The organism is Salinimonas iocasae, assembly GCF_006228385.1.
GTDB lineage: Bacteria > Pseudomonadota > Gammaproteobacteria > Enterobacterales > Alteromonadaceae > Alteromonas > Alteromonas iocasae.
On record NZ_CP039852.1, the window covers coordinates 3,369,552 to 3,394,164 of the forward strand.

The 24,613-nt window shown below is 49.3% G+C and carries 24 protein-coding genes; 15 read left to right on the forward strand and 9 right to left on the reverse strand.

Going from position 1 to position 24,613, the window contains the following annotated elements:
* Positions 1 to 80 precede the first annotated feature (80 nt).
* The 8 genes from FBQ74_RS15070 to FBQ74_RS15105 all read left to right on the forward strand — a co-directional run bounded on the left by FBQ74_RS15070 (position 81) and on the right by FBQ74_RS15105 (position 5,798).
* Complete coding sequence (locus tag FBQ74_RS15070; protein ID WP_139757442.1) at positions 81 to 515, forward strand: energy transducer TonB; 435 nt, start codon at positions 81 to 83, stop codon at positions 513 to 515.
* A 458-nt stretch (positions 516 to 973) separates the two neighbouring features.
* Positions 974 to 1,588 (forward strand): hypothetical protein, encoded by a 615-nt coding sequence (locus FBQ74_RS15075; RefSeq protein ID WP_139757443.1) that lies wholly within the window; start codon positions 974 to 976, stop codon positions 1,586 to 1,588.
* A 481-nt stretch (positions 1,589 to 2,069) separates the two neighbouring features.
* Positions 2,070 to 2,468, forward strand: coding sequence for a DUF4870 family protein (locus tag FBQ74_RS15080; RefSeq protein ID WP_139757444.1), 399 nt, complete (start codon positions 2,070 to 2,072; stop codon positions 2,466 to 2,468).
* Positions 2,469 to 2,578: 110 nt separating this feature from the next.
* A complete protein-coding gene (locus tag FBQ74_RS15085) occupies positions 2,579 to 2,947 on the forward strand; it encodes a VOC family protein (protein WP_139757445.1) in 369 nt (122 codons plus the stop codon).
* A gap of 33 nt (positions 2,948 to 2,980) precedes the next feature.
* Positions 2,981 to 3,574, forward strand: coding sequence for a DUF6151 family protein (locus FBQ74_RS15090; protein ID WP_139757446.1), 594 nt, complete (start codon positions 2,981 to 2,983; stop codon positions 3,572 to 3,574).
* 257 nt (positions 3,575 to 3,831) lie between these two features.
* Complete coding sequence (locus tag FBQ74_RS15095; RefSeq protein ID WP_139757447.1) at positions 3,832 to 4,329, forward strand: hypothetical protein; 498 nt, start codon at positions 3,832 to 3,834, stop codon at positions 4,327 to 4,329.
* Between the two features lie 260 nt (positions 4,330 to 4,589).
* Complete coding sequence (locus FBQ74_RS15100) at positions 4,590 to 4,943, forward strand: hypothetical protein (protein ID WP_139757448.1); 354 nt, start codon at positions 4,590 to 4,592, stop codon at positions 4,941 to 4,943.
* 204 nt (positions 4,944 to 5,147) lie between these two features.
* Complete coding sequence (locus tag FBQ74_RS15105) at positions 5,148 to 5,798, forward strand: YitT family protein (protein ID WP_139757449.1); 651 nt, start codon at positions 5,148 to 5,150, stop codon at positions 5,796 to 5,798.
* Between the two features lie 266 nt (positions 5,799 to 6,064).
* Here FBQ74_RS15105 and FBQ74_RS15110 read toward each other — a convergent pair whose 3' ends face one another.
* Positions 6,065 to 6,844, reverse strand: a complete 780-nt coding sequence (locus FBQ74_RS15110) for a ZIP family metal transporter (protein ID WP_139757450.1) — start codon at positions 6,842 to 6,844, stop codon at positions 6,065 to 6,067.
* A 43-nt stretch (positions 6,845 to 6,887) separates the two neighbouring features.
* Complete coding sequence (gene alr, locus FBQ74_RS15115) at positions 6,888 to 8,009, reverse strand: alanine racemase (protein ID WP_232371935.1); 1,122 nt, start codon at positions 8,007 to 8,009, stop codon at positions 6,888 to 6,890.
* A 143-nt stretch (positions 8,010 to 8,152) separates the two neighbouring features.
* On the opposite strand from alr, the gene murQ reads away from it, so the two are divergent.
* The 4 genes from murQ (at position 8,153) to FBQ74_RS15135 (ending at position 14,445) form a co-directional block, all read left to right on the forward strand.
* Positions 8,153 to 9,073 (forward strand): N-acetylmuramic acid 6-phosphate etherase, encoded by a 921-nt coding sequence (gene murQ, locus FBQ74_RS15120; RefSeq protein WP_139757451.1) that lies wholly within the window; start codon positions 8,153 to 8,155, stop codon positions 9,071 to 9,073.
* Between the two features lie 2 nt (positions 9,074 to 9,075).
* Positions 9,076 to 10,218 carry an exo-beta-N-acetylmuramidase NamZ family protein gene (locus tag FBQ74_RS15125; protein ID WP_139757452.1) on the forward strand — a complete coding sequence of 381 codons (1,143 nt, stop codon included), beginning with the start codon at positions 9,076 to 9,078 and terminating at the stop codon, positions 10,216 to 10,218.
* 76 nt (positions 10,219 to 10,294) lie between these two features.
* A complete protein-coding gene (locus tag FBQ74_RS15130) occupies positions 10,295 to 13,111 on the forward strand; it encodes an FAD-binding and (Fe-S)-binding domain-containing protein (RefSeq protein ID WP_139757453.1) in 2,817 nt (938 codons plus the stop codon).
* The gene (locus FBQ74_RS15135) at positions 13,108 to 14,445 is read left to right on the forward strand and encodes a M14 family zinc carboxypeptidase (protein WP_168190684.1); all 1,338 of its coding nucleotides are present in this window, start codon (positions 13,108 to 13,110) and stop codon (positions 14,443 to 14,445) included. The genes FBQ74_RS15130 and FBQ74_RS15135 overlap by 4 nt, the downstream gene beginning before the upstream one ends.
* Here the strand turns inward: FBQ74_RS15135 and FBQ74_RS15140 are convergent.
* Positions 14,423 to 16,279 carry a glycoside hydrolase family 3 N-terminal domain-containing protein gene (locus FBQ74_RS15140; RefSeq protein ID WP_139757455.1) on the reverse strand — a complete coding sequence of 619 codons (1,857 nt, stop codon included), beginning with the start codon at positions 16,277 to 16,279 and terminating at the stop codon, positions 14,423 to 14,425. The two genes, FBQ74_RS15135 and FBQ74_RS15140, sit on opposite strands and share 23 nt — an antisense overlap.
* Before the next feature lie 209 nt (positions 16,280 to 16,488).
* On the opposite strand from FBQ74_RS15140, the gene FBQ74_RS15145 reads away from it, so the two are divergent.
* Positions 16,489 to 17,865, forward strand: a complete 1,377-nt coding sequence (locus FBQ74_RS15145) for a Na+/H+ antiporter NhaC family protein (protein ID WP_139757456.1) — start codon at positions 16,489 to 16,491, stop codon at positions 17,863 to 17,865.
* 2 nt (positions 17,866 to 17,867) lie between these two features.
* On the opposite strand, the gene FBQ74_RS19000 is transcribed toward FBQ74_RS15145, so the two are convergent.
* The 5 genes from FBQ74_RS19000 to FBQ74_RS15170 all read right to left on the reverse strand — a co-directional run bounded on the left by FBQ74_RS19000 (position 17,868) and on the right by FBQ74_RS15170 (position 22,652).
* Positions 17,868 to 18,284, reverse strand: a complete 417-nt coding sequence (locus FBQ74_RS19000; RefSeq protein WP_205912263.1) for a VOC family protein — start codon at positions 18,282 to 18,284, stop codon at positions 17,868 to 17,870.
* Between the two features lie 9 nt (positions 18,285 to 18,293).
* Positions 18,294 to 19,709, reverse strand: a complete 1,416-nt coding sequence (locus FBQ74_RS15155) for an aldehyde dehydrogenase family protein (protein ID WP_139757457.1) — start codon at positions 19,707 to 19,709, stop codon at positions 18,294 to 18,296.
* 135 nt (positions 19,710 to 19,844) lie between these two features.
* The gene (locus FBQ74_RS15160; RefSeq protein WP_139757458.1) at positions 19,845 to 21,143 is read right to left on the reverse strand and encodes an adenylosuccinate synthase; all 1,299 of its coding nucleotides are present in this window, start codon (positions 21,141 to 21,143) and stop codon (positions 19,845 to 19,847) included.
* Positions 21,144 to 21,301: 158 nt separating this feature from the next.
* Positions 21,302 to 21,490, reverse strand: coding sequence for a DUF2065 domain-containing protein (locus FBQ74_RS15165; RefSeq protein ID WP_139757459.1), 189 nt, complete (start codon positions 21,488 to 21,490; stop codon positions 21,302 to 21,304).
* Between the two features lies 1 nt (position 21,491).
* Entirely contained in the window at positions 21,492 to 22,652 is a 1,161-nt protein-coding gene (locus FBQ74_RS15170; protein ID WP_139757460.1) for an aminotransferase class V-fold PLP-dependent enzyme, read from the reverse strand.
* A 146-nt stretch (positions 22,653 to 22,798) separates the two neighbouring features.
* Between FBQ74_RS15170 and FBQ74_RS15175 the strand changes: the two genes are divergently transcribed.
* A complete protein-coding gene (locus tag FBQ74_RS15175) occupies positions 22,799 to 23,212 on the forward strand; it encodes a hypothetical protein (protein WP_139757461.1) in 414 nt (137 codons plus the stop codon).
* Positions 23,213 to 23,254: 42 nt separating this feature from the next.
* Here FBQ74_RS15175 and trxA read toward each other — a convergent pair whose 3' ends face one another.
* On the reverse strand, positions 23,255 to 24,115 hold the full coding sequence (gene trxA, locus FBQ74_RS15180) for a thioredoxin (RefSeq protein ID WP_139757462.1): 861 nt from the start codon (positions 24,113 to 24,115) through the stop codon (positions 23,255 to 23,257).
* A 133-nt stretch (positions 24,116 to 24,248) separates the two neighbouring features.
* On the opposite strand from trxA, the gene FBQ74_RS15185 reads away from it, so the two are divergent.
* Complete coding sequence (locus FBQ74_RS15185; protein WP_139757463.1) at positions 24,249 to 24,608, forward strand: DUF962 domain-containing protein; 360 nt, start codon at positions 24,249 to 24,251, stop codon at positions 24,606 to 24,608.
* Positions 24,609 to 24,613 lie beyond the last annotated feature (5 nt).

The following is a 24,613-nucleotide window of genomic DNA, read 5'->3' on the forward strand; positions in this document are numbered from 1 at the left end:
ACCTGTTTGAAATTTAACCATTGCGTATGAGATAGTTGTTTTTGTTAAAAGGAATAGCAACAAGGCAAACAAGGAGAGTCATGATGCTACGCAAATCTGCAGCGATGTTAACGCTGTTTACCCTTTTTCCCGTTATCGCCGCTACCCAGTACGCTGATGTCCTGGTGACACCAATCGATAATGCATCAGCCGTTTGGCAGCGCGCTTCTGATAACACCCCCAAATATCCCGTTGCACTGGCGCGTGAAGGAAAGCGCGGTTGCGCAGTCATACGGTTTGTAGTCTCTGAAGAAGGGGAAGCTTCAGATATTTCCGTGGTTGAATCTGTTCCTGATGTTGACATGGGTCGTGAGGCATTAAAGCTGATTCGTCACTGGGAGTGGGTCACAAAAAGCAATAAGACTGCAACAGCAGAAGATAAAACCCTGCGGCTGGATTTTTGTATGGGCGGAAGCTCTGTGGCTGAAGCACACCAGCGCTGTATGAGGCAGGCAGAATACCGGTGCAGTCAGTAACAAATACGTAATCAGCCGTTACAGCGCAATCCCCTTATCGTCACATGTGCTTACAGTTTATGGCGCCTATAATGTCTTTAATACGTTATGGTCATCGCAGACGTTTTATGTATACCGGCACTGGCCTGACTTTGCCACTGCTGCCTTATTGTAATTTACTGACGGCTCAGTGTTCATTTTGCTCAGATGGCGAATTTACCCAAATCAACAGCTCTGGCTAATGTCTGCCCCACTGTTGCCAACGATCTTATAATGGGTTGGGTTCGCTGTAGGTTTATTTTTTTGACTGCCTTTATAAAGACTTCTGGGGTTTCTGACTGTGTGATTTTGTTGTTTTTGCCCTGTTACAGATGCTCCAAATACGACGGCTACTCGTAAAAGCAACATAATATTTACATTTGCCGCTTTTCGGAATATTCCGGACATAGGTTCCGGCGCTACCAACTCAGGTGAATAGCATGCTCAACGTCATTGTCACAGATATCTTCGGCAAAACGCCTGCGCTTAACCGTATTATTGCGCGCTTATCCGGCGAGGTGAAAGTCGTCGATCCCTACGAAGGAACCTTCAACCGGTTCAGAGATGAAGCTGAAGCTTACAACAGCTTTTGCAGACAGGGTGGCTTACAAAGCTATACCCATGCTTTATGTAATTCCGTTAAATACAACGACCAGCCGCAATATTATATTGGTTTTGGCATTGGCGCTGCTGCATTGTGGCGAGCCTCGGCGCACCCGGCCCTTTCCAGGGCGCGGGCTGGCATTGCATTTTATGGTGCCCAGATCAGACATTTTGCCCAGGTTTCACCGCGGTTCCCTATGACGCTGGTACTGCCCGATTATGATTCAAGTTACTCAGTGGGGCAGATTGTTGAGAAAGTGTCACGGCATAATTTTGTAACGGTTAAACGCACTGCTATGGGTGAGGGGTTCATGAATATTCAGTCTGCAAACTACAGCAGCTTTGGGTTTGAAAAATATTGCCGGGCGCTCGCCAGACAATCACTGTACTATGCAAATACGTCAGCAGACGTATCCGCAAAAAGCTTTCAGGAATGCATTCGACAGGGTTAAGGATAAACAGGTTATATAATGTCAGGGAAACGACACAACAGATTCGCTGTACTCCAACAAAGTCATAATATTGAGGATATGGATGTTACCATCAGCTATCATCGCCTGACCGGCCGAGTGCGGGTTTTTATCGACCAGCGCAAAGTGCTTTCGCGACTGACATGGCTATCACCCTTTATAAACCATACCTTTTATATCCAGTCGACAGCCTACCGGCTTCGTATAAAGTCATTTTTCTCCTGGTCTGCAAAATTATACTGTGGCGCAGTATGTTGTAGTGATGAGCTGTTACCTGCGCGCCGCAAACAGGTTGAGGTCAGGTGGATAACCAGCAGTATACTTTTTCTTACGCGACTTCTTTCTAAAGTTTTATAGCTTTCTTTCAATAACTTAAAAAACACTACTCATCAGCTCAAAAGTGTCTTATGTTAAAAAGGACAGTGGCAAAAGACCGCTGAATCTAATTAACAGGAGCAATGGAATGACCGACATTCACCAAGACAGTACCCCCTCATCAACTCAGCCGCACGGTACACCGATTCGTGATTCTGCGTTGACAGAGGCGCAACAGGAAGCCAAAACTCACGCCATCGTGGCATACGTATTTATGGTATTGGGATTAATAACCGGCATCTTCTGGCTGGTCGGGGCTATTTGGGCAATGGTGAAAAAATCAGATGCCCGCGGCACGCCATTTGAAGATCATTACGCTAATATCATCAAAACATTCTGGATAGGACTGGTGGTATCAATCATTAGCATACCACTGGCGGTGATCCTGATTGGCTATATTACACTTTTCGCCATCTGGATTTGGTCTATCTACCGCATTGTTAAAGGCGTGGCCCGACTTAGCGCCAATCAACCCTATTACAGCTAACTGCCCGTTTTATAATGTATTTATTACCGTGGGTACTGGTAAAGCCGGTGTTGGTAGACTAAGGTTAAATCAGTGCCCCTTATCGGGCTAACTTTCAGGAATCACTGTAAATGGAAGCTGTAACGGGAATCGGCGGGCTCTTTTTTCGCTCTAAGTCCCCTGAAAAACTCGCAGGGTGGTATGAGAAAAATCTTGGTATTAGCCCTGTACCAGATAGCTATGACAAAGCGGGCTGGCAGCAGCAAGCAGGAACGACTGTATTTGCGCCATTCAAAAACAACTCAGATTATTTTGGCGACGACAGTAAAAGCTGGATGATTAACTTTCGCGTTAACAATCTGGACGCAATGGTAGCGCAGCTTGAAGGCGCAGGGATTCCTGTTTCAGTCGATTCAACCATTTACCCTAACGGGCGGTTTGCAAGGTTATGCGATCCTGAAGGGAACCCTATTGAACTATGGGAGCCTAACACTCCATAACACAAATCAATCATCCCTCCTAAGGAGCCTTTGATGGAACATCCACTTTCATGCGAATGTAACACCGTCCAGGGCCATGTACTTCCCGGCGCAACCGCCAGCAGAGTTTTATGCTACTGCAAAGATTGTCAGGCGTTCGCCCGATACCTGAATGCTCAGGACACCGTATTAAATGTGCAGGGCGGCACCCATATTGTGCAGCTGGCCGCCTCGCGAGTGGTTATTACTAAAGGTCAGTCCCATATCGCTGCGGTTCGTTTGTCAGATCGCGGGCTGATTCGCTGGTACGCCAGTTGTTGCAATACGCCTATCGGTAATACGCTGCCGACAAATCAGCTTCCCTTTGTGGGTCTTGTCGACAACATTCTTAATCAGGCATCTATTCCAAATGACTTTCCGGGAAAAATTGCGGTAGTCCATACCCAGTCTGCAATTGGCCATCCCAAACCATCAGCACACGGTTTACCCGGCACCATGTGGCGCTTTCTGCGCATCGTAGCAAAAGCCCGTATGTCTGGTGCGTATAAGCAATCACCATTTTTTGATGATGACGGCAAACCGGTTGTCGATCCGGTTGTGCTAAGTGATGCAGAAAGGAAAAAGCTTAAAAATGCGGGTGCAACGTAACAGAATTTCGTTTGATTGCCTGAGCAGAGCATGACATAACCCGAAAGCGGTAAGTATTGTTGATTAGAGTGTTTTATCTTCGCAGAAGCCTTTCGCGCGCAGCCAGCAGGCGCTTATATCGTTACTTGTCCGCGCTATTTAGCAATCATCTTATATTTTTACACTAAAGTTCAGTGTCAGAACGCCTGTTGCTGCGCTATTTTATAAATAGGTAGCGCGGTGCTTCAATCGTACCGCTTCACCACGGGGAAAGCGTTATGTTGCACATTCATCAGGTTAGCCTGTTAATACTGAAAACACTGGCTCGTCCGCGTGTTATTCAGGCCCTTTTTCTTTCATCATGTGCTGTATCGCTAGGCTACTTGTTGTCGTGGCCCTTCCTGTGGCTTTTATTTCCGATATTGCTGGTCAGCGAGATTGTACTTTTGGTTGGAAGCAAACCTGCTTCATTACCTTTTTCCAGTGAGGAGATCAGCCCCTGGAAGTCGCTTCGCGTTGCCGATGGATTTCTTTATGTTGGGCGCAATGCATTACCGGTGTCCTCTGTGCCGGTAGCAATACTGGCGCATCAGAATAATTATGTCACTTTACAGTTACCGCAAAATACCATCGGCGGCAAAATTCCGGTAATAACATTCAGCCCCATTTACTTTCCTGCCGTTAAAGCATTTATACGGCTTCGCTTGCCAGATACGGCAATGCATATACTCGCGGCCGGCCATACCGCTGCACCTGAGATAAGAAAGGCTTCGTAACGTTAATTATCGTTGTTGAATCGCCAGTCACCGGGCATTACACGATGTTCATATTTTAATCTAACAACGCCATACGCCAGATGTAGCAAGGGCTGTACATAACCAGTTTATGACGTTTTTACGACAGTTAGATGAAACAATTCTAGGAAGACACCCTTAATTTGTATATAATTTGTAAACGCGTGTGTTATACGTAGTGCTGGCGCAGTTGTAGATTTACAAAGGCGCAGGTTTTCCTGATAAAAGAAGAGGACAAGCCTATGTCTATCTATCTTTGTATTAGCGGTATCGTTTTTAGTGTTTATCTTATCGCCAACCTGTGGGCAATGAGTTCAAACCGTTTGAATCAGCCAGGGTATGTGCTTACCGATTTGGACGGTTTAGTTGGCGTTCGTCACAACAGCCTGTCCCGATTATTTTCAGGCTTCACCACCCTTGTTGCTAAACAACACATACGTCGCATACAGGTATCTTCAGAATGTCTGACGCTGTTTACTGACGCTGATGACTGCGTCAATATTTGGCTTTCTGATCGCTACTTGCCTATTAATGCAAATTACGCCAAAGTACTCTTTCCTCAGGCCGAGTTTGTAGATAGCCCGTTTCTCCCCTAAAAATTTATTCCTCTTACTGTTTTTACAAAGATAAAACAGTGCATTAACGGGAATGATAAAACTCGTAAAGCTTCCCTACCACCGCTCTCAATTGCACCAATATGGACATCGCCTCTGAACATCGTGATTACCTGATGTGCGCGTATAATCCTCATCGATTTTCACACCGCATAGCAATTATCGCTTTACAGGAAAATTAGTCACATGCAGAAAACACAACACGGTTTTGTTGAAGACCTTTTTGCGCTGGTCTGCGCAGGACTATTTGTCGCGTTCGGCGTTTACTTATTTCAGTCTCAGGACTTAATGGTCGGAGGCGCAGCAGGGCTGGCATTACTCGGCACGCATGCGTTGCCAATGGACTTTGGCCTGATATTTTTTCTTATCAATTTGCCTTTCTATGCGCTGGCATGGACACAAATAGGCAAACGCTTCACGATCAACACCTTTATTTCGGTTACTACGGTATCGGTATTGTCTGAACAAATTCCTAAATTTGTAGACATCTCAAATGCTAATCCCCTGTTTGCCGCTATTTTTGGTGGAATGCTGATTGGCGTGGGTATGCTGATTATGTTTCGCCACACCTCTAGTTTGGGCGGAGTGGGTATTCTGGCGTTCTTTCTGCAAGGAAAATATGGCATTCGCGCCGGTACGTTTCAGTTAAGTGTAGACACAGTAATTCTGTTGAGCGCGCTGGTATTTATAGAATGGCCACTGGTGGTGGTATCAGTGCTGGCCGCTTTTTGTCTGAACATGGTGCTTTCGCTAAACCATCGCCCGGAGCGTTACGAAGCCGCACCTCAGGCGCGTCAGATTAGCGTGGAACATGGCGCACAGCCCCAGGGAAGTTAATCAGGTAATATTCAATAAAAAAGGTCGCGAAAGCGGCCTTTTTTATTGCGCAGTTATAAAGAAAAAAACCCGGCAGAAGCCGGGCAAGGAACATGAGGATTACTTCGCTGCTTTTTTCGGATTGGGCTAGTCACGATCAAAAAATCGCTGAAGCCTTCTTTGATTGTTATGACTGCGTCCGTACAACAAAAAGGCATCCGAAGGTTGCGCAACATCTTTACTATATCTCTAACCCCGCGATGCTGCCTTTATTCTTTAGGCTAAAGTTACAGCGACGTATCCAGTAGCATCATCAGTATAAAGCCGCCCAGTAGTGTGAACGTTGCCAGATTCTGATTACCGTTATTATGGGTTTCCGGAATAATTTCATCGCTGATAACAAACAACATGGCACCAGCGGCAAAAGCCAGCGCCCAGGGCATCAGCGATTCCAGTGTAGCCACCGCCATAGCTCCCAGTAAGCCTCCTACCGGCTCTACCAGGCCCGACGCAATACCGATAAGCGCAGAGCGAAGTGGTGTATACCCTACTGACAGCAATGCCACGGCCACCGCCAGTCCTTCAGGAATATTCTGCAGCCCAATGCCGATAGCCAGCGTGACCCCGTTTTTGACCTCACCGCCCGCAAAGCCAACACCTACGGCAAGCCCTTCAGGAAAGTTATGTAAGGTAATAGCGGTAACAAACAGCCAGATGCGGCTTAGCTTGTAGGCATCGCTACCTTCACGGCCCCGCGAAAAATGTTCGTGGGGTACGTATTGGTGGATAAGGAACAGCACTGCCGCACCAAGAAAGGTTCCCCCGGCCACGGATAAGGGCCCGGCCAGGCTGCTATCATAATGTTCAGAGCCGTATTCAAGCGCTGGTAACAGAAGCGAAAAGAAAGTGGCGGCTAACATAATGCCTGCTGCCAGACTTAAAAGGCCGTCTTCCATACGGCGCGACAGACGTCTTATAGTAAAAACGCCCAATGAGCCCAGTGCGGTACCTGCACTGGCACATAAGCTGGCCACAAAGCCCATTACAACTACACTACCGGGATCCATACTCTGCTTAATTGTTGATGATGAAGTTACCGACAGGTATTGCTTATCGGTAGCGAACAACTCGTGGTACGCGTGGTGACACGCGAGTCATGAGCTCATAAGATATTGTGCCGGCACATGCGGCTACTTCATCAATACGCAGCTTTTCGCCCCAAAGCTCAACAAAATCACCAATTTGCACCTGACCAACCTCAGTAACATCCACGGTCAGCATGTCCATTGAAACGCGCCCTGCCAGCGGTGCACGCTGACCATTTACCAGTACCGGCGTACCGTTGGAGCAGTGCCTTGGATAACCATCCGCGTAACCAATTCCGATAGTGGCAATAATACTGTCCTTCTGCGCCTGCCAGGCCTGTCCATAGCCTACGTATTCTCCGGCTTTAATGTGCCGTAGTGCAATAACAGAAGCACGCAGTGTCATTGCAGGCTGAACACGGGATAGATAGGAGGCATCGTGCATAGGGTTACTGCCAAATACACCTAACCCAACCCGGTTCCAGTTGCCATGGGAGGCAGGCCAGCCAAGCGTGGCGGGCGAATTAGCGATACTGACGGCCAGGCCGGTTTGCTTCACCAGTCTGGCAAATTTGTCCAACTGATTAGCAGTGGCCGAATTATCGGTATCATCCGCACTGGCCATGTGGGTAACCAGTACACAGTCATCACCAATAATCTGGCTGTAGTCTGTCAGCGCGCGCTGCGCATCTTCAGGTGTCATTCCCAGCCGGTGCATACCGGTATCTACTTTAAGCCAGATCCCAGGCGGCTGTGTCGGCGTCTGTCTTTTTACCCATTCCAGCTGGGTGGTGTCATGAACAACAATGGTCAGATTTTCGTCGCGAGCCTGCAAACATTCTTTTTCCTGATGCGGGCCTTCCAGAACCACGATAGGCGCATCAATACCGGCTTCACGAAGCTTAATAGCTTCCTCGGTAATAGCGACAGCGAAGGCGGGCGCTTTGTTTCTTAAAATGCGCGCAACATTGATCGCGCCATGCCCGTAAGCATCGGCCTTGATGACCACCATTGTCTGGCTTTGCGGTGCCAGACTGCACAGGTAGTCAAAGTTGTGAATAATGGCATCTGCGTGAATGATTGCCTGAGTTTGTCTGCTCAACGTATTGTTACTGATTGCTAAACCGGATGGCCAGCATACTAGCATGAAAATACCCCGGCATTGGAAGCCAGCCTCGCTACCACGTACATTTTTAACGGTCGCTGGCAAAATTGTAGCGCTGCCGGCTTGCAAGCCGTTTTCATCAGGTCGATACTGCCCGCTATCATCAGTTTTACTACAGGTACTTTATGGCAGGCTCCCAGGAAACGCTGCTGGCGCAACTTGATACGCTCATTTCCGAAGGCAGAAACCCCGCAACCATGCATATTGATGAAGGTACATCGCTGGATATCGTCCGTATGATAAACCGTGAGGATCATCATGTAGCCCCGGCGATTGAAAAGATATTACCTGAAATTGCGGAGGCGGTGGATCGTATTGTGGACGGTCTCAGCCGCAAAGGCAGGCTTTTTTATATCGGCGCGGGAACCAGTGGCCGGTTAGGTATTCTGGATGCGGTAGAGTGCAGACCGACCTTCTCTGTCGATGACACCCTGGTAAACGGCATTATCGCTGGCGGCGAGCGCGCCATCATGCATGCGGTGGAAGGTGCAGAAGATGACGAAGTTCAGGGTCAAAAAGATTTAGATGCCCACACCATCACCCGCAATGATGTAGTTGTTGGCCTGTCGGCCAGCGGCCGGACACCCTATGTGTGTGGTGCGCTTCGCCGGGCCAGCGATCATGGCTGTACAACGATCGGTATCGCCTGTACACCTGAATCACCAGTATTGACGTTATCAGATATCGCCTTATGCCCGGTGGTGGGCCCGGAAGCGCTTACCGGTTCGACCCGAATGAAGTCAGGTACTGCACAAAAGCTGATTTTAAATATGTTGTCTACCGCGTCCATGATCAGGCTGGGCAAAACTTATCAAAATCTGATGGTTGATGTGAATGCGTCTAACGAAAAGCTGCGGGCGCGGGCTATCCGTATTGTTATACAGGCCACCGGCTGCGAGATATCGATAGCAAAGCAGGCTTTAAGTGAGGCCGGGCAGAAGACCAAAGTGGCCATTGTTATGGTTCTGTGTAACGTTGATGCAACAATAGCCAGTGAGATGCTTCAAAACAGCAACGGTTTTTTACGCCAGGCAACAAAGGAGTAAATATGAAAGTGTTATACGCACTACTCTTACTACTGTCAGTTATCGCGCTTCCCGCTTACGCATTGCAGGTCGCTGCCGAGCAACCGGCTAAGTACCTGCCATTGTTGAAGGAAAAGCGGGTTGCTGCAGTTGTTAACCAGACCAGTCAGGCCCTGGACGGGCATCTGGTAGATTTCCTGCTCAGTGAAGATATCAATCTGATAAAGATCATGGCACCGGAGCACGGCTTTCGCGGTAAACAAGCTGCCGGTGAGACGGTTATCGACAACATTGATACAAAAACCGGTCTGCCCGTCGTCTCCCTCTACGGTAAGAATAAAAAGCCATCTCCTGATATGCTCAGTGATGTTGATGTATTGCTGTTCGATATACAGGATGTCGGCACCCGTTTTTACACCTATATCAGCACGCTGCACTATGTCATGGAAGCCGCTGCCGAGAACGATGTGACCGTAGTGGTATTGGACAGACCCAACCCTAACGGGGCTTTCGTTGACGGCCCGGTAAGACAGCCTGGCTTTACCTCATTTGTGGGTGTCGATCCGCTGCCATTGTTACACGGCATGACTGTCGCCGAACTGGCCCTCATGATCAAAGGCGAAGGATGGATAAATCAGGCTGAAAGACTAACCTTGCATACGGTAGCGGTAGAAAACTATTCACGTAACATGGCGATTACCTTACCGGTTCCCCCCAGCCCTAACCTGCCTAATGCGACTGCCGTGCGTCTTTACCCGTCATTATGTTTGTTTGAGGGAACCACTGTCAGTGTCGGGCGCGGTACACCTTATCCGTTTCAGATCATCGGCCATAACAATGTTCGACTGGGCGATTTAACCATCACCCCTGAAGCAGTGGATGCTGCACCGTCACCTAAACTGGAAGGTACTGAGCTGATGGCGAGGGATCTTCGTCAAAGTGCCATGAAGGGTTTCGATATCAGCTTGCTGATAAACACCTACCAGCAGTTCGTAAACGCCGGCGAGACATTTTTCAGCCATCCCGATTTTTTCGATAAGCTGGCCGGGACGGACGAACTCAGGAAAGCGATGGTTGCCGGGCAGGATGCAGCCACCATAAGAAAGCAGTGGCAGCCTGAGCTTGATGCGTTTAAAAAACGCCGGGCGCCCTATCTGCTTTACTGATAAAACAAACGGGTTGATACCCGTGCGTTTATCCCATTAAATGAGTTTATTACTGTAATGTCTGGATTCGTTACCGGTGCCTGAGAACGCGCTCTATTCAGTTAAAAACCACTGGCAGGCTTTTGTCACCCAATTAGAAGGTGTTTTAAAGCCTGAGCAGCTTATTCGCGATTTAAGTCGTCGCACCGCTTACAGTACGGATGCCAGCTTTTACCACCTCACGCCCCGGCTAGTGCTGAAACTCGACGACACAACGCAGGTTCAGCGCGTGCTAAAACTCGCCTGTCGCTGGCTGGTGCCGGTGACTTTTCGCGCCGCCGGTACCAGTTTGTCAGGACAGGCAATCAGCGATTCTGTGTTAATTCTGTTATCTGAGCAGTGGAGACAGACTGACGTACTGGACGAAGGCGCGCGCATCCGGCTTCAGCCCGGTGTTATTGGCGCTTTTGCAAACCAGATACTGGCGCCCTATAAACGTAAGATAGGGCCGGACCCAGCCTCCATCGCAACCTGTAAAATCGGCGGCATCGCTGCGAACAATGCATCAGGCATGTGTTGTGGCGTTAAACACAACAGTTACCACACGATGGAACACATGACGTTCGTGCTGTCTGACGGCACCCGGGTCGACACGGCAGATGCCCGGTCAGTGAAACAGTTTTATCGAAAGCATGACGGGCTGGTAAGCGCCATCAGGCGGCTACGGGCTGATGTGTGTGCTGACGAGGTATTAACGGAGCGCATACGGCACCAGTATCGGTTTAAAAACACGCTGGGATATGGCCTGAATGCCTTACTCGATTTCGAGGAACCGGTAGATATTATTACCCATTTGATGATTGGCTCTGAGGGGACTCTGGGGTTTATCGGTGATATCACTTACCGCACTATAAAACTGCCTGCTTTTAAAGCGACGGGCCTGTACCTGTTTGACACAGCCAGGCAAGCCTGCGATGCCATTGAAGCACTGTCAGACGCAGGGGCCGATGCGGTTGAGTTAATGGACGCCCGGGCGCTGCGCTCAGTAGCCGATTTACTGGCCCCCTTCTCCACCCGGCCGGTATCCTCAGACAATGTCGCGCTGCTTATCGAGCTAACCGCTGATAATCAGCAGACGCTGGATAGCGCACAGGAATCGGTCACATCCTTTTTTGAAACTGAAAAAACAATTCACGCCCTGCAACCTTTTACCCGCGATATATCTGCAATCACCACACTATGGAATATCCGCAAAGGCTTATTCCCTGCCGTCGGGGCAGTCAGAGAAAGCGGTACGACGGTTATCATAGAAGATGTGGCTTTTGATCAACATAAGCTGGCTGACGGCATTCAGTTGTTGCAACAATTGTTTGAAAAATACCGCTACGACGAGGCCATCATTTTCGGGCATGCGCTGGATGGCAATGTGCATTTTGTTTTTACACAGCGGTTTGACAGCACTAAAGAAAAAAACCGTTATCGTGATTTTATGGAGGATGTCAGTAAGCTAGTCACTGACAAGCTTCATGGCACATTAAAAGCGGAGCATGGTACCGGTCGCAATATGGCACCATTTATTCGGCAGCAGTGGGGTGGACGTGCGCTGGATGTAATGAAACGCCTTAAACATATTCTGGACCCGGCGGCCATTCTTAACCCCGGTGTCATTATCAACGATGATCCGGATGCGCACCTGAAAAACCTTAAGCAGTTACCGTCGGTCGACGAAGAAATAGACAGCTGTATAGAATGTGGATTTTGTGAACCGCAGTGTCCGTCTGCATCACTCACATTATCACCGCGACAACGTATCGCGCTGATGCGACGGGCAACGCAGTTGCCGGCCGCAGAACAGGCTGAAATAAGAAAGGATTTTGTCTACGCCGGAGATAAAACCTGTGCGGCTACGGGTCTGTGTGCCACAGCCTGTCCGGTAGGTATTAACACGGGCACCTGGATAAAAAAGCGCAGGCATGCCGAGTCACCCGACAGCCTTCATTTTATGGCTGAGCATTTGAAACTGTCGCACTCGCTGGCTCGCGGCACACTCAATCTTGCAACGGGCGTTGCTGCTGTCACCTCGAAAAAGACGCTGCAAGCCGCTACCCGCTCGGCTCACCGCCTGAGCCAACGTATTCCTGTTTTCGCCCAAACCACGCCAGCGGCCGCAACCACCGAGTACTTCGCCGGTCAGCGCTTTACAGACAAAGTTGTGTTTATCCCTGCGTGCCCCAACCGTGTTTTCGGCAGCGAAGACAAACAACAGAGTCTGACAAAAACGGTTGTTGAGCTTCTTAATAAAGCCAGCATCGAGGTGCGATATCCCGATGCACTGACGTCTTTATGCTGTGGTCAGCCCTTTGAAAGCCACGGCAATATGCAGGCTGCGCAACAGTACCGGGAGGCCTTTGCTGCGGCGCTTCAAAAAGCCAGTGAAAATGGCCGCTATCCCATTATTACCGACAACAGTGCCTGTGCGCTGAGCAGCTTATCAGCGCAGGGAATAAAAGTGACAGAGCTGGCGCAATTTCTGAATGAGATTGTAGCTGCCCGACTGCATATTACGCCGGTCACGGAACCCATTGCGTTACATCTCACGTGCAGCAGTCAGCACCTCGATGGAGCTAATGGGCTTCGTTCACTAGCTGAAAAATTATGTACCAACATTTTTGTTCCCAGCCATATTACCTGTTGCGGGTTTGCCGGCGATAAGGGTTTCACCACACCGGAGTTAAATCAGGCTGCACTGTCTCCCCTTCGCGAACAGCTTCCAGCTGAATGTAACAGGGGTATCAGCAACAGCCGAACCTGTGAAATTGGTTTGTCGCAGTCCGGCGGTATTCCGTATCAGCACATTGCTTACCTGATGAACGAGGTAAGTGAGTCTTTACCTACTAAGGAATGTGGACGATGAAAGCATATATGGATGTGGTTTATAAACAGTTTGATGCGCTGCACTGGCGCTCATTACACCAGCCGCATCTGACACTGGCTGATATCCAGCCAATCTTGCGTACCTTATCCACTTACACGGCTATTGATGTTTCTCTGGTAGGGCATTCTTATAACGGCAAGCCAATTCATCAAATACGCATAGGTCATGGGGACAAGCGAGTGATGGGCTGGACGCAAATGCATGGTGACGAACCAACGGCTACCGCCGCCATTTTAGATTGGTTTAAGATATTGGTTAGCGCGCCCGCGCTGGTTGCACCGACTGCGTTTTTTTCACAGTGCAGACTGTGCTTTATTGTCATGCTTAACCCTGACGGCGCGCAGAGAAAAACACGTCGTAATGCACAGTCTATTGATATTAACCGTGATGCCCGCGTGTTACAAAGCCCTGAAGGCGTGCTTTTGATGCAGCAGGTGAAACGCTTCTCTCCACACATTGCGTTTAACCTGCATGACCAGAACCCTTATTATCTGGCAGGGGTTAAAGATAAGCACAAACGACCGTCTACGATGGCTTTTTTTGCCCCGCCTTTTGATGCACAGCACACTGATGATCATAACCGTCAGCGCGCCAAGCAACTAATAGCCAGTATGCATCACATGCTTGGCGACTACTTTGACGTAGCCATTGCCCGCTATGTTGATGGATATTCGGCACGATGTTTTGGCGACACCATCGCAGGTATGTGCAGTACGATTTTGATAGAAAGCGGCGCGCATCCTGACGACCCGTGCCGGCATACTGCCAGAAAAATGAATGTTATGGCGCTTCATTATGCCGTGCTCGCCTTCGTTCTGGATGAAAGCCTGGCTTCTGAGAAAGATTATTACGCTATTCCGGAAAACGTAGAAGACGGCATGTGCGACCTGTTGTTAAGACATGTGCAGATGGGTCAGCCGGAGCAGCCGTACTTTGCCGACATTAGCATCAATGTATTGCAGGATGGTGCACGGGTTACCGATATTGGTGACTTGGCGTCCCATGCCGGGTTTACTGAAAAGGCCTGCGACAACTGGCGACTGTTGCCCGACAAACCATACCAGGTGACAGCACCTCTTACTCTAACGCAATCGCACTATCGCACGCTTTTACTACAAGGTTTCAACAGGTTTATTGATAGTGAACACAAACTTACTATTGAAACCTCATTACCGGTTGTGGTCAGTACCTCGGCTGCTAACGACATTCACGGCCCGGCTTTAGGGGCACGCCCGGCTATCCTGTTAACAAAGCATCAGGCACCGGGACTGGCGGTCATCGACGGTACCTTCATTGAGCTTGAGCCTGATTAACCGGCGTCGATGTCAGCGTTACCGGCGAGCGGCCTGTCGGCGTCTGAAGCCCGAGCAGCGTTTTGGCCAGTGTAGTGAAAACGGCGCCTCTGGCTTCGCCGGAGTTTGTGACCTCAACGTTGTAGCCAAATGTTGCCAACTGCACATCACTGACAGATGAAAAGTCGGCGGCGTTATAGGGCGCCCGCATACTGACAAATACATTCGTTGCTCCTGCTTTACCGGACTTTTCCATCAGCTTTTGAAAAAATGCGTGACGCTCTGTCAGTCGGCTACGTTGTTTTATCAGTGCCTGCGGATCTAACCCTCCCATTTCAGCCACCGTGTGGGCAGGGGTGATGTCGCCGACTATAAGCACATCATCGCTATTCCATTGCTGCCATGGCGACTTATCAGGCAGTTTAACGAGTGGTCGACATGCTACAGTGATCTGGCTTTCCAGCATTTTTATCGCGTTGACGATAGCGTTACAACGCGCTGCATCGGGCATAACGATTCGCCAGCGACCCTTCTGATTCAGTGGTAAAGCCTGTTTCCCGCCGATAAGTGTAAGCGCCGCATCGGCAAGGCGTTGTTCAGTGCGCGCCGCGTCGTTATCCGGTAGCTGTTGAACGGCTGCCTGCAACCTGTTTTTAAGCGGTTGCCGAGTGAATTGCCCTACATTAAATCGTGACTTGGTCGCGGCAACCCGCTGCGCTGACGCAGTAAGTTGTTCTTTATCCAGCTGACCCGCTTCAAGCTGTTTTAGCAGATAACGGCGTAGTCCGTGAAACGCTTCTATATCTTTGTCATTGCGTATCGCAAAAGGCATCAGTGCGATATCCGCCCCCGCATTGAACGTTTTAATCAGTGCATCCCGGGGTGAAAAGTAATGGGCGATTCCTGCCATATCCATGGCATCGGTAACAATCAGACCATCAAACCCTAATTCGTCACGTAGTACGCCGGTAAGAATGGGCTTTGATAACGTCGCTGGTACCACCCGCATTTGTCCATTGCGGGTTTTCACCTTACTGCCGTCCAGTTGCGGATACTGAATATGCGCTGTCATCACCATTGCCGGTGGCTGGTTTTCTATGATGGTTTTAAACGGTAAGAGATCGACAGCATTGACACGCTGACGGCTGTGCGTAACTTCAGGCAGGCCGGTATGACTGTCTACATGTGTATCCCCGTGCCCGGGGAAGTGTTTGATAGCACTGAGGATGTTGTGCTGCTCAAACGCGCTGACCGTAACTTGCCCGAGGCGGGCTACCTGCTCAGCTGATTCACCGTAACTGCGCACATTAATGACAGGGTTCTGCGGATTCACGTTTACATCAACAGACGGCGCGAAATTGACGTTAAAGCCTAATAGTTTCATTGATGAGGCTAATTTTTCCGCCACCGCCTGTGCATATTGCGCGTCGTCATCGCCGCTTGCCCCAATGGCCATATTTCCGACAAAGCGCGTCGCAATGCTATCGGGGATGCGGGCAACCCGGCCGCCTTCCTGGTCGATGGCAATAAACAATGGTGGCAAATCGTGTTCAGCCATCAGGCTTTGCAACTGATAATTCAGTGCAACCAGTTGCTCTGTGCTTTGGATGTTTTCTGAAAATAAAATGACCCCGCCAATGCGCCCCTCGGTCAGCAGCGACTTCAGTGCTGATGGCAATGTGGTCATGGGTGTACGGCACGATGCAGATGGCGTGTTATCTTCGCAGAAGTAGCGAAAATCCAGCATTAGCTTTTGTCCCAGCATCGTCGATGGGTCATCACGGTCTGCCGCAGTTGCCTGGCTGGAAAAAACGAAGAAGAGAAAAAAAATGCAAATCAGTGCAGCGTTATACATAAGAACCTGTTGAATGGCGGCAATGTTTCGAATAGTACTTCACCCCCTGTTTAAATTAAATGGTTGCCGGTTAAGGCATCGCATCAAATGCGTTCAGCAGGTATCATGGGATTAAGCATATAAGAACGCGGGCTGAAGACGGACTATACCCAGAGGCTTTCATCTTAGACCGGCGCAACAGAGAATCATAAGAATACAGGATTAATTACATGGACTGGCTGTCTATTGTCCCCCCCCTTGTGGCCATTGTGGTCGTTTTCTGGAAAAAAGAAGTCATTATGGCACTGCTTCTGGCTGTGCTGACGGCGGAGGCACTCATTCTGCTGCAATCGGCGGGCGAAAGTGTGCTGTTGTCGCCCATCACGTCGGTAGAACGAGTTATAGAGGTTGCAGCCAGTCCTGGCAATACACGGATATTGCTGTTTTCAGTGTTGGTCGGGGCATTACTGGCATATATCAGGGACTCAGGAGGCGTGGCTGCCATGGTGAACTGGCTAACCGGCAAAGGCGTTGCCAAAAGTCGGCGTCAGGTCGGCGGACTTACGATGGCCACAGGTATTGCTGTATTCATAGAGTCGAATCTGAGTGTGCTGACATCAGGTATTTTCGCCCGCGGCCTGTTCGATAAATTTAAAATAAGTCGTGCCCGTCTGGCTTACATTATCGACAGTACCAGTGCGCCGGTATGTATATTGATTCTGTTGAATGGCTGGGGAGCCTTTGTACTGGGGATGCTGGAAACCTACGAGTTGCCCGTTTCTGCCGTCAGCGTGCTGTGGGGTACCGTGCCACTTAACTTCTACGCCCTGTTTACCCTGCTTATCGTGATTTATACCATTGTGACCGATAAGGTCCATGGACCAATGGCAGCCGAAGAACAAAAGCAGCATTTGCAGGAAACGCAGCTGGAAAGCGAGCCCGCTACCAAAGCACGGTTTATGACCATTCCTCTGGCGGTAATGGTATTCAGCATGGTGGGTTTCATGTTCTGGACCGGCGATGGTGTGCTGGCAGAGGGTAGTGGCAGTAAATCGGTATTGTATGCCACCGTGCTGGCTACAGCCGTCGCATACTTGTTGCTATTGGGTCACAAACGGTTTACCCATCATGAGGCGGTGAAGGTCGGCTTTAAAGGAATGGGTGAGCTGCTACCGCTGGTTACGATTGTTCTGTTATCGCTGACACTGGGAAGCAGCCTCAAAGTGCTGGGCACCGGCGTCTTCGTGTCGGGCATAGTCGGTGAGTACCTACCACTGGTGCTCATCGTCCCGATGTTGTTCCTGGCTGGCGCTATCATGAGTTTCACCACAGGCACTTCCTGGGGCACGTTTGCTATTTTGATTCCTATCGGTGTACCACTTATCCAGACTCTGGGTTTGCCCCCATCGCTGGTAATAGCGGCGATTCTGGGTGGTGGTATTTTCGGCGACCACTGTTCACCGATCTCAGACACCTCCGCGGTATCTTCTATTGCAGCAGGCTGCGATTTACTGACCCATGTCAGGACTCAGTTACCTTATGCGCTGCTTGCCGGAGGCATGACACTGATAGCTTACTTTCTTGCCAGTGTCATGATGATCGGCTGAGATCAGGTAGCAAAAAGCTGGTCGGGAGAGGCGAACGCCTTAAACTCCAGCGCATTGCCTGCCGGGTCTTTAAAGAACATAGTGGCTTGTTCACCCGGCTGGCCCTTAAAGCGAACATAGGGCGAGATAATAAAGTCTATTTGCGCGGCTTCCAGGCGGCTTGCCAGTGACTGCCATTGCGGCATGGTCAGCACCACACCAAAGTGGGGCACGGGCACAGCGTGATCATCAACAGCATTCTCGCCTGCCAGACCAGGCATAGATTCAACTTCATGTGTAACCAACTGGTGTCCGAAGAAGTTCCAGTCTATCCATTGTGTGTCACTACGCCCCTGCTCACATCCTAGAGTATGGCCATAAAATGTGCGGGCTTTGTTCAGGTCGTCCACCGGAATTGCCAGATGAAACGGTTGTGGCATTATCTTCTCCTATAACAACTTTTTTAACGCGGCCAGTTTCAAGCTGGAAAATGGCGCATATCTTACTTTTACATCCATCCAGAATTTACGTGACATCACCGCTTTTAAGTGGCTTAGCTCATCAAAGCCAGCTTTGCCATGATAGCGTCCCATTCCACTGGTACCCACACCACCAAAGGGTAGTTCAGGGTTTGTCATAAACATAATCGTATCATTAACACATACGCTACCTGCACTGACCTGCCGGACGATACGCTGCTCAACGGTTTTGCTGGAAGTAAAAAGATACAAAGCCAGTGGTTTGGGTTGTGCTTTGATGACAGGAAGCATGTCAGATAACTGTGTGGTGGCAATAATAGGCAGGATGGGCCCGAAAATTTCTTCACGCATAACCAATGCATCGATAGGCGGGTTCTCAATAAGTGTGGGCGCCATGGTACAGTTTTCATGGTCGACCTGTCCCCCGCTAATCACATTCATCCCTTCCAGATAGCTTTCCAGTCGCTGTAGATGGCGCGCATTGATTATCTTACCGTAGTCTTCACTGTTTGCTGGCGACTTACCATATTGCTCGCGGATCTCAGCCTTGATGGCTTTGATTAGCGCATCTTTCACACACGCTTCTACCACGACATAATCCGGTGCAACACAGGTTTGCCCGCAGTTCATCCACTTTCCCCAAACAATCCGGCGCGCGGTTACAGCTATATCTGCTGATCGTTCGACCAGACAAGGACTTTTGCCGCCAAGCTCCAGAGTGACTGAACTAAGATGTTGCGATGCTGCCTGCATCACTATTTTACCGACGGTTTCCCCGCCGGTGTAAAAGATATGATCCCAGGGAAGCGCCAGCAGATCAGTGGTGATCGCCTTACCGCCCTCGATCACAGCGATCGCGCTATTGTCAAGATACCTGGGGATAAGTTTTTGGATAAGGGCTGAGGTCGCCGGTGCCAGCTCCGATGGTTTAAGCAATACACAGTTACCTGCGGCAATAGCTGCAATACAGGGAGCCAGTACCAGTTGCAGGGGGTAATTCCATGCGCCAATCACCAGAACCGCACCTAAAGGCTCTGCAATAATGTAGCTCTTGCCCGGTTGGGCGGCCATTGGTGTCGAAACTTTTCTAGGCTTAGCCCATCGTTTCAAATGCTTTACTGTATGCTCAATATCATTTAATAAAAAGCCGATTTCTGATACCCAGCTTTCTGTCTTACACTTACCTAAATCCTTGTATAGCGCGTCCTGTAAAGCGTCGGACTCATTTTCAAGTAATCGTTTAAGTGCATCCAGCTGACTTTTTCGCCAGCTCAGGTCAAAGGTTTTTCCGGTATCGAAACTGGTTTTAAGCTGTTCGTATACGGCTACGCTTTGCGCGGCGTTTTCCTGAAGATACTCACCGGATGAATTAGAAGAGTCGGACATTCACGTATCACTGCTGATTGAGATTTATGCAGTATACCAGAGCATCGTGGACTTAAAAGCTGAAGCGAATTGGGAGGGATTTTAAAGCACAGCCTGCTTGCACAGGCTGTGGATAACTTTATGGATAAAGTGTGATCACGCGTCGTAAGGATGACGCAAAACGATCGTTTCGTTGCGATCCGGGCCGGTAGAAACAATATCTACCGGCACGCCGGTGATCTGCTCAAGACGGGTGATGTAATCTTTCGCCGCCTGAGGCAGTGCATCGTAAGACTGTACACCAAATGTATTTTCAGACCAGCCCGGCATCTCTTCGTAAACCGGCGTAATTTGCTCATAGTCATCTGCCGCCATAGGTGGCACGTCTTTGACATTGCCCTGCTCGTCTTTATAACCAACACAAATTTGCAGAGACTCAAGACCATCTAGTACATCCAGTTTAGTCAGACACAAACCGGTAATAGAGTTAATTTGAACAGCACGTTTCATGGCTACCGCATCAAACCAGCCAGTACGACGTTTACGCCCGGTGGTAGCACCAAACTCATGGCCTTTCTCACCCAGATGCTGACCAACATCGCAATCCAGTTCTGTCGGGAACGGACCTGAACCAACGCGGGTTGTATAGGCTTTAACAATACCCAGTACATAGTCCAGGTTCAACGGACCGAAGCCTGCGCCGGTTGCTACGCCACCCACTGTGGTATTCGATGAGGTTACATAAGGGTAGGTACCGTGATCGATATCAAGCAATGTACCCTGCGCACCTTCAAACATGATAGGTACACCGGCATGGTGCGCTTTATCCAGCGTATCGGTGACATCCACCACCATAGATTTCAGGATATCAGCAACAGCCATCGCTTCTTCGTACACTTTATCGAAGTCTACGGCTTCTTCTTTGTAATACTGCGTCAGCGTAAAGTTGTGCACATCCAGCACTTCTTTTAGCTTGGATTTGAAATCTTCACCATTGAATAAGTCACCTACGCGCAGACCACGTCGTGATACTTTATCTTCGTACGCCGGACCAATACCACGACCTGTCGTGCCGATAGCACGTGCACCACGGGCTTTTTCGCGCGCCACATCAAGGGCAATGTGATAAGGCAGAATAAGCGGGCAGGCTTCGCTGATTTTCAAACGATCGCGCACCGGAACGCCACGGTCTTCCAGCATTTTAATTTCGGTCATCAGTGCTTCAGGGCTTAACACCACACCGTTGCCGATTATGCAGGTGACATTGTCGCGAAGAATACCTGACGGAATTAAGTGAAGAACGGTCTTCTCACCGTTGATTACCAGCGTGTGACCCGCATTATGTCCGCCCTGATAACGAACCACATATTTTGCACGGTCAGTTAGAAGATCTACTACTTTACCTTTACCCTCGTCACCCCACTGGGTGCCAAGTACCACTACGTTCTTAGCCATGAATCGAATGCGTAAAAAAATTAGGCGGGGATTCTACCAGAGATCAACCACTGTGATCATCTGTTTTTATGCGCAATTTATGCACAAACTGTTATGTGTTGCCGTGCAATAGCTTTGAGCAATTACAATGCTATTAATCATTCACAAAACCTGATGTATCACCCTATCAGGAAAAATAGAGCTGCTAAACCGGCAATAACCAACAATGCACCAGATTGCCGCAATTCGCCGACGGGTGACTGACTAAGCTTTTGCATCAGGCGCTGCCAGCGGTTTGGAAACAAAAGCGGCCCCACACCTTCAAATATGAGTAGCAGAGCAAACGCTACCCATATGCTATCGGTCATTTCATTCATGTTGCAGACACACTAAATCAATATCTTGCGGGTCATGATATAAACCAAAGCCGAAGCGTAGTCGGTTGCCCCGAAAATCGGTCTGGATATTGTTATTGCGCAAAAACTGAGAAAGCATCTCGGTGACCTCACTGTCTGGCAGATTAAACGTCAGAAAATGTCCCCGTAGATTTTCATCTTCAATCATCAGGTTGTCCCGGTTCAGTAACGGGTGTCCCTGTGCATCAAGTAACTGCAGGAAATGTTGCTGGAGCTGCTTTACGTGCTGGTTGATGGTCGCTACGTCAATCTTCTCCTGCTCAAATAAGCGCAGCACGGCACGCAGGCGATACAACGCGCAAAAATCCATCGTCGCACCAGCAAAGCGCATGGCATCACTGGCATAATTTACTTTATCAGAGCGCGGCTCGTGGAGTTCTCCAAACTCTGCAAACCAGCCTGTATAAACTGGTCGTAAAGTGCATCCGGGAGGCACGTGGGCAAAACAGGCGCCCTCCCCCGCCTGGGCATACTTATAAGCACCGCCAAGATAGAAAATCCGGTCAGCGATGGGTGCCAGATCTGTAGGAAGCGCCATAAAACCGTGATAACCGTCGATAACGATGAGTGTGTCAGAATCAGACACTGCATCGATAATTTCCGGTAAATGTCTGACCACATACCCTGAATTGAAAAAGACCTGACTGAAAAAAATCATGTCCCATTTTTGCTGCCGAATAGCTTCAATAAAGCGAGTTTCAAAATCGTCGAACGGAAGGGTCGCCACCTGATGCAGCGATATCGTACCGGTTTCATTAAGGCGGCTAATTTGCCGGTTGAAACTGTGAAACTCACTGTCTGTCGATAAAATAGCCGGCTTTTTTGTGTAGTCGAGACAACTTAACAGGCGGGCTACCAGTTCATGGGTATTTGGCGCAAATACAATCTGCTCCGGCATACCCGTGTTGAGGATATCGCTGATATACGACTGAACCTGCGGCACTGCTTCCGAGAAAAAATGTGCCCATTTTTCGTCAACATACCGTGCGCTGTCTTCCCAGTATTCGAGCATGGCTTCTCGCGTCACGTCGGGCCAGTAATAGTGACTGTGGCAACTATAGTGTTGCACAGAGGCATTGGCGGTTAGAAAACGCCGGTAATATTGCTTATACATGGCAGCTCAGTTCGTAAAGATTTTGTAAACTCTAACAAAAAATTATTGTACAGAGTAGTTATCTAAACGCAGGCAGTTTCGTATACAATACAGATTAGCAAGTACTTACTTGTTCCCTGTACGGAGCACTACGAGCAGAATTAATTATGCGATTTCCCAGCTATGGCCAATACTCACTGGATAAATCCGGCAATATGCTGGAAGTGTATGCCACTGGCGCATGGACGATGCCAACAACCCGCGCATTTGTAGAAGAACTGAAGATTCTGGCGACCTCATTCGATGATCAGCCCTGGGCGGCGCTGCTTGATGGCAGGCGCTGGGTACTCACCACTCCTGAGTGTCAGAAGGTGTTGGCTGATGCCATCGTGATGTGTATTGAAAACGGCTTGCAGCGTTCAGGCTATGTGCTGGATACAGGCATGGTGAAGCGCGCGCAAATAGAGCGAACGCATCCTAATTTGCAGGATCATAATCAGTATCCAAACTACACCCGCCATTATTTTGAAGGGTATTTTGCAGCGCTGAAGTGGCTCAAATCCGAAGGCTATACCCCATAAAAAAAGCCCGCATGAGCGGGCTTTTTTACTGCTATTGATGCACTAGTAAAGCAGGCTGTATACCTTACGACGATACAGCGACTTTTGCGGGTCGCCATCTGCCAGTGCGTTAATCATATCCAGCATGACTTTTTTCGCTTCACCGAAGTTCAGGTCAGTAAGCAACACCTGATGCAGCAGTGGCAGCGCTTCATCAACTTTATGTGCCTGCTGTAACTGAATAGCCAAGTCGATTTTTAATTGTAAGTCGTCCGGGTTGTTTTCTACCGCTGTTTGCAACTCTCTCAGTTCTGGCGAGTCAGCGGCCTGTTCAGCCAGTTCAACTTTTCCGGTCAGTGTTTGATAGCGCTGGTCCTGGTCCACCAGCCGAATAGTTTCCAGTTCTGCTTTTGCCTGCGCAACAGAACCCGTTTCGATTAAACAGTCGATATACAAATATTTTGCGTCGATATTTTCGGCATTAAGATCGACCGCCTGTTTAGCCAGCGGAAATGCGCTTTGATAGTCTCCCTGCTGGACAAACTGCGCGGCCTGCTGCATCTCAGCATCGCCTGGCTGGGGAAGATACTTGGCGAGCATCTCACGAATCTGACTCTCTGACTGCATGCCAGCAAAGCCATCCACAGGCTGACCAGCCTGCACGACCATCACGGTAGGCAGGTTACGGATGCCGAACTGGGCGGCAATTTCCTGCTGTGCTTCACAGTCTACGCGCGCCAGAATCATCTCATTTTTATATTCAGATGCGATTTTTTCCAGCATTGGCATCAGGTCTTTACAGGGCTCGCACCATTGCGCCCAAAAGTCTACCAATACCAGCTTTTCCTGCGATTGCTGCAAGATTACCTGCTGGAAATTCTCAGGCGTAATATCTACCACATTATTTTCGACTAGGTTGTCCATCGTTATTTGCCCGTGATTTTACAATTTGCCTGATGATATGGGGTAAGGCGCTGAAAAAACAAGCCACCCGGTGTTTGCAATGCTGCGGATGCAGCCGTACAGTTAACAATCATGTTACATGAGGATAATCGCCATGTCTGAACATAAAGAATATCAACACTTTAAGGATTTCTATCCCTACTACCTCTCGGAGCATCAGGATGCTACCTGCCGACTACTCCACTTCGTGGGGTCCTGGATAGTACTTGCGGTAATAGCGCTGGCGATCCTCACTACCCAATGGTGGTATTTGTTATTGCTACCAGTAATAGGCTACGGGTTTGCCTGGGTAGGACATTTTTTCTATGAGAAAAACCGTCCGGCTACATTCTCGTACCCATTCTATAGTCTGATGGGCGACTGGGTGATGTTCAAAGATATCCTGACTGGCCGGGTATCACTGAAAGGTCGCGCGCATGATGACCTGAACACATCTCACTCGCACAAACACTAACAACA

What these genes read in the sequence shown, in the direction of transcription:
- FBQ74_RS15070 (WP_139757442.1), top strand. Translation starts at nt 81, where the DNA reads ATGATGCTACGCAAATCTGCAGCGATGTTAACGCTGTTTACCCTTTTT.
- FBQ74_RS15075 (WP_139757443.1), top strand. Translation starts at nt 974, where the DNA reads ATGCTCAACGTCATTGTCACAGATATCTTCGGCAAAACGCCTGCGCTT.
- FBQ74_RS15080 (WP_139757444.1), top strand. Translation starts at nt 2,070, where the DNA reads ATGACCGACATTCACCAAGACAGTACCCCCTCATCAACTCAGCCGCAC.
- FBQ74_RS15085 (WP_139757445.1), top strand. Translation starts at nt 2,579, where the DNA reads ATGGAAGCTGTAACGGGAATCGGCGGGCTCTTTTTTCGCTCTAAGTCC.
- FBQ74_RS15090 (WP_139757446.1), top strand. Translation starts at nt 2,981, where the DNA reads ATGGAACATCCACTTTCATGCGAATGTAACACCGTCCAGGGCCATGTA.
- FBQ74_RS15095 (WP_139757447.1), top strand. Translation starts at nt 3,832, where the DNA reads ATGTTGCACATTCATCAGGTTAGCCTGTTAATACTGAAAACACTGGCT.
- FBQ74_RS15100 (WP_139757448.1), top strand. Translation starts at nt 4,590, where the DNA reads ATGTCTATCTATCTTTGTATTAGCGGTATCGTTTTTAGTGTTTATCTT.
- FBQ74_RS15105 (WP_139757449.1), top strand. Translation starts at nt 5,148, where the DNA reads ATGCAGAAAACACAACACGGTTTTGTTGAAGACCTTTTTGCGCTGGTC.
- FBQ74_RS15110 (WP_139757450.1), bottom strand. Translation starts at nt 6,844, where the DNA reads ATGGATCCCGGTAGTGTAGTTGTAATGGGCTTTGTGGCCAGCTTATGT.
- alr (WP_232371935.1), bottom strand. Translation starts at nt 8,009, where the DNA reads ATGCTAGTATGCTGGCCATCCGGTTTAGCAATCAGTAACAATACGTTG.
- murQ (WP_139757451.1), top strand. Translation starts at nt 8,153, where the DNA reads ATGGCAGGCTCCCAGGAAACGCTGCTGGCGCAACTTGATACGCTCATT.
- FBQ74_RS15125 (WP_139757452.1), top strand. Translation starts at nt 9,076, where the DNA reads ATGAAAGTGTTATACGCACTACTCTTACTACTGTCAGTTATCGCGCTT.
- FBQ74_RS15135 (WP_168190684.1), top strand. Translation starts at nt 13,108, where the DNA reads ATGAAAGCATATATGGATGTGGTTTATAAACAGTTTGATGCGCTGCAC.
- FBQ74_RS15140 (WP_139757455.1), bottom strand. Translation starts at nt 16,279, where the DNA reads ATGTATAACGCTGCACTGATTTGCATTTTTTTTCTCTTCTTCGTTTTT.
- FBQ74_RS15145 (WP_139757456.1), top strand. Translation starts at nt 16,489, where the DNA reads ATGGACTGGCTGTCTATTGTCCCCCCCCTTGTGGCCATTGTGGTCGTT.
- FBQ74_RS19000 (WP_205912263.1), bottom strand. Translation starts at nt 18,284, where the DNA reads ATGCCACAACCGTTTCATCTGGCAATTCCGGTGGACGACCTGAACAAA.
- FBQ74_RS15155 (WP_139757457.1), bottom strand. Translation starts at nt 19,709, where the DNA reads ATGTCCGACTCTTCTAATTCATCCGGTGAGTATCTTCAGGAAAACGCC.
- FBQ74_RS15160 (WP_139757458.1), bottom strand. Translation starts at nt 21,143, where the DNA reads ATGGCTAAGAACGTAGTGGTACTTGGCACCCAGTGGGGTGACGAGGGT.
- FBQ74_RS15165 (WP_139757459.1), bottom strand. Translation starts at nt 21,490, where the DNA reads ATGACCGATAGCATATGGGTAGCGTTTGCTCTGCTACTCATATTTGAA.
- FBQ74_RS15170 (WP_139757460.1), bottom strand. Translation starts at nt 22,652, where the DNA reads ATGTATAAGCAATATTACCGGCGTTTTCTAACCGCCAATGCCTCTGTG.
- FBQ74_RS15175 (WP_139757461.1), top strand. Translation starts at nt 22,799, where the DNA reads ATGCGATTTCCCAGCTATGGCCAATACTCACTGGATAAATCCGGCAAT.
- trxA (WP_139757462.1), bottom strand. Translation starts at nt 24,115, where the DNA reads ATGGACAACCTAGTCGAAAATAATGTGGTAGATATTACGCCTGAGAAT.
- FBQ74_RS15185 (WP_139757463.1), top strand. Translation starts at nt 24,249, where the DNA reads ATGTCTGAACATAAAGAATATCAACACTTTAAGGATTTCTATCCCTAC.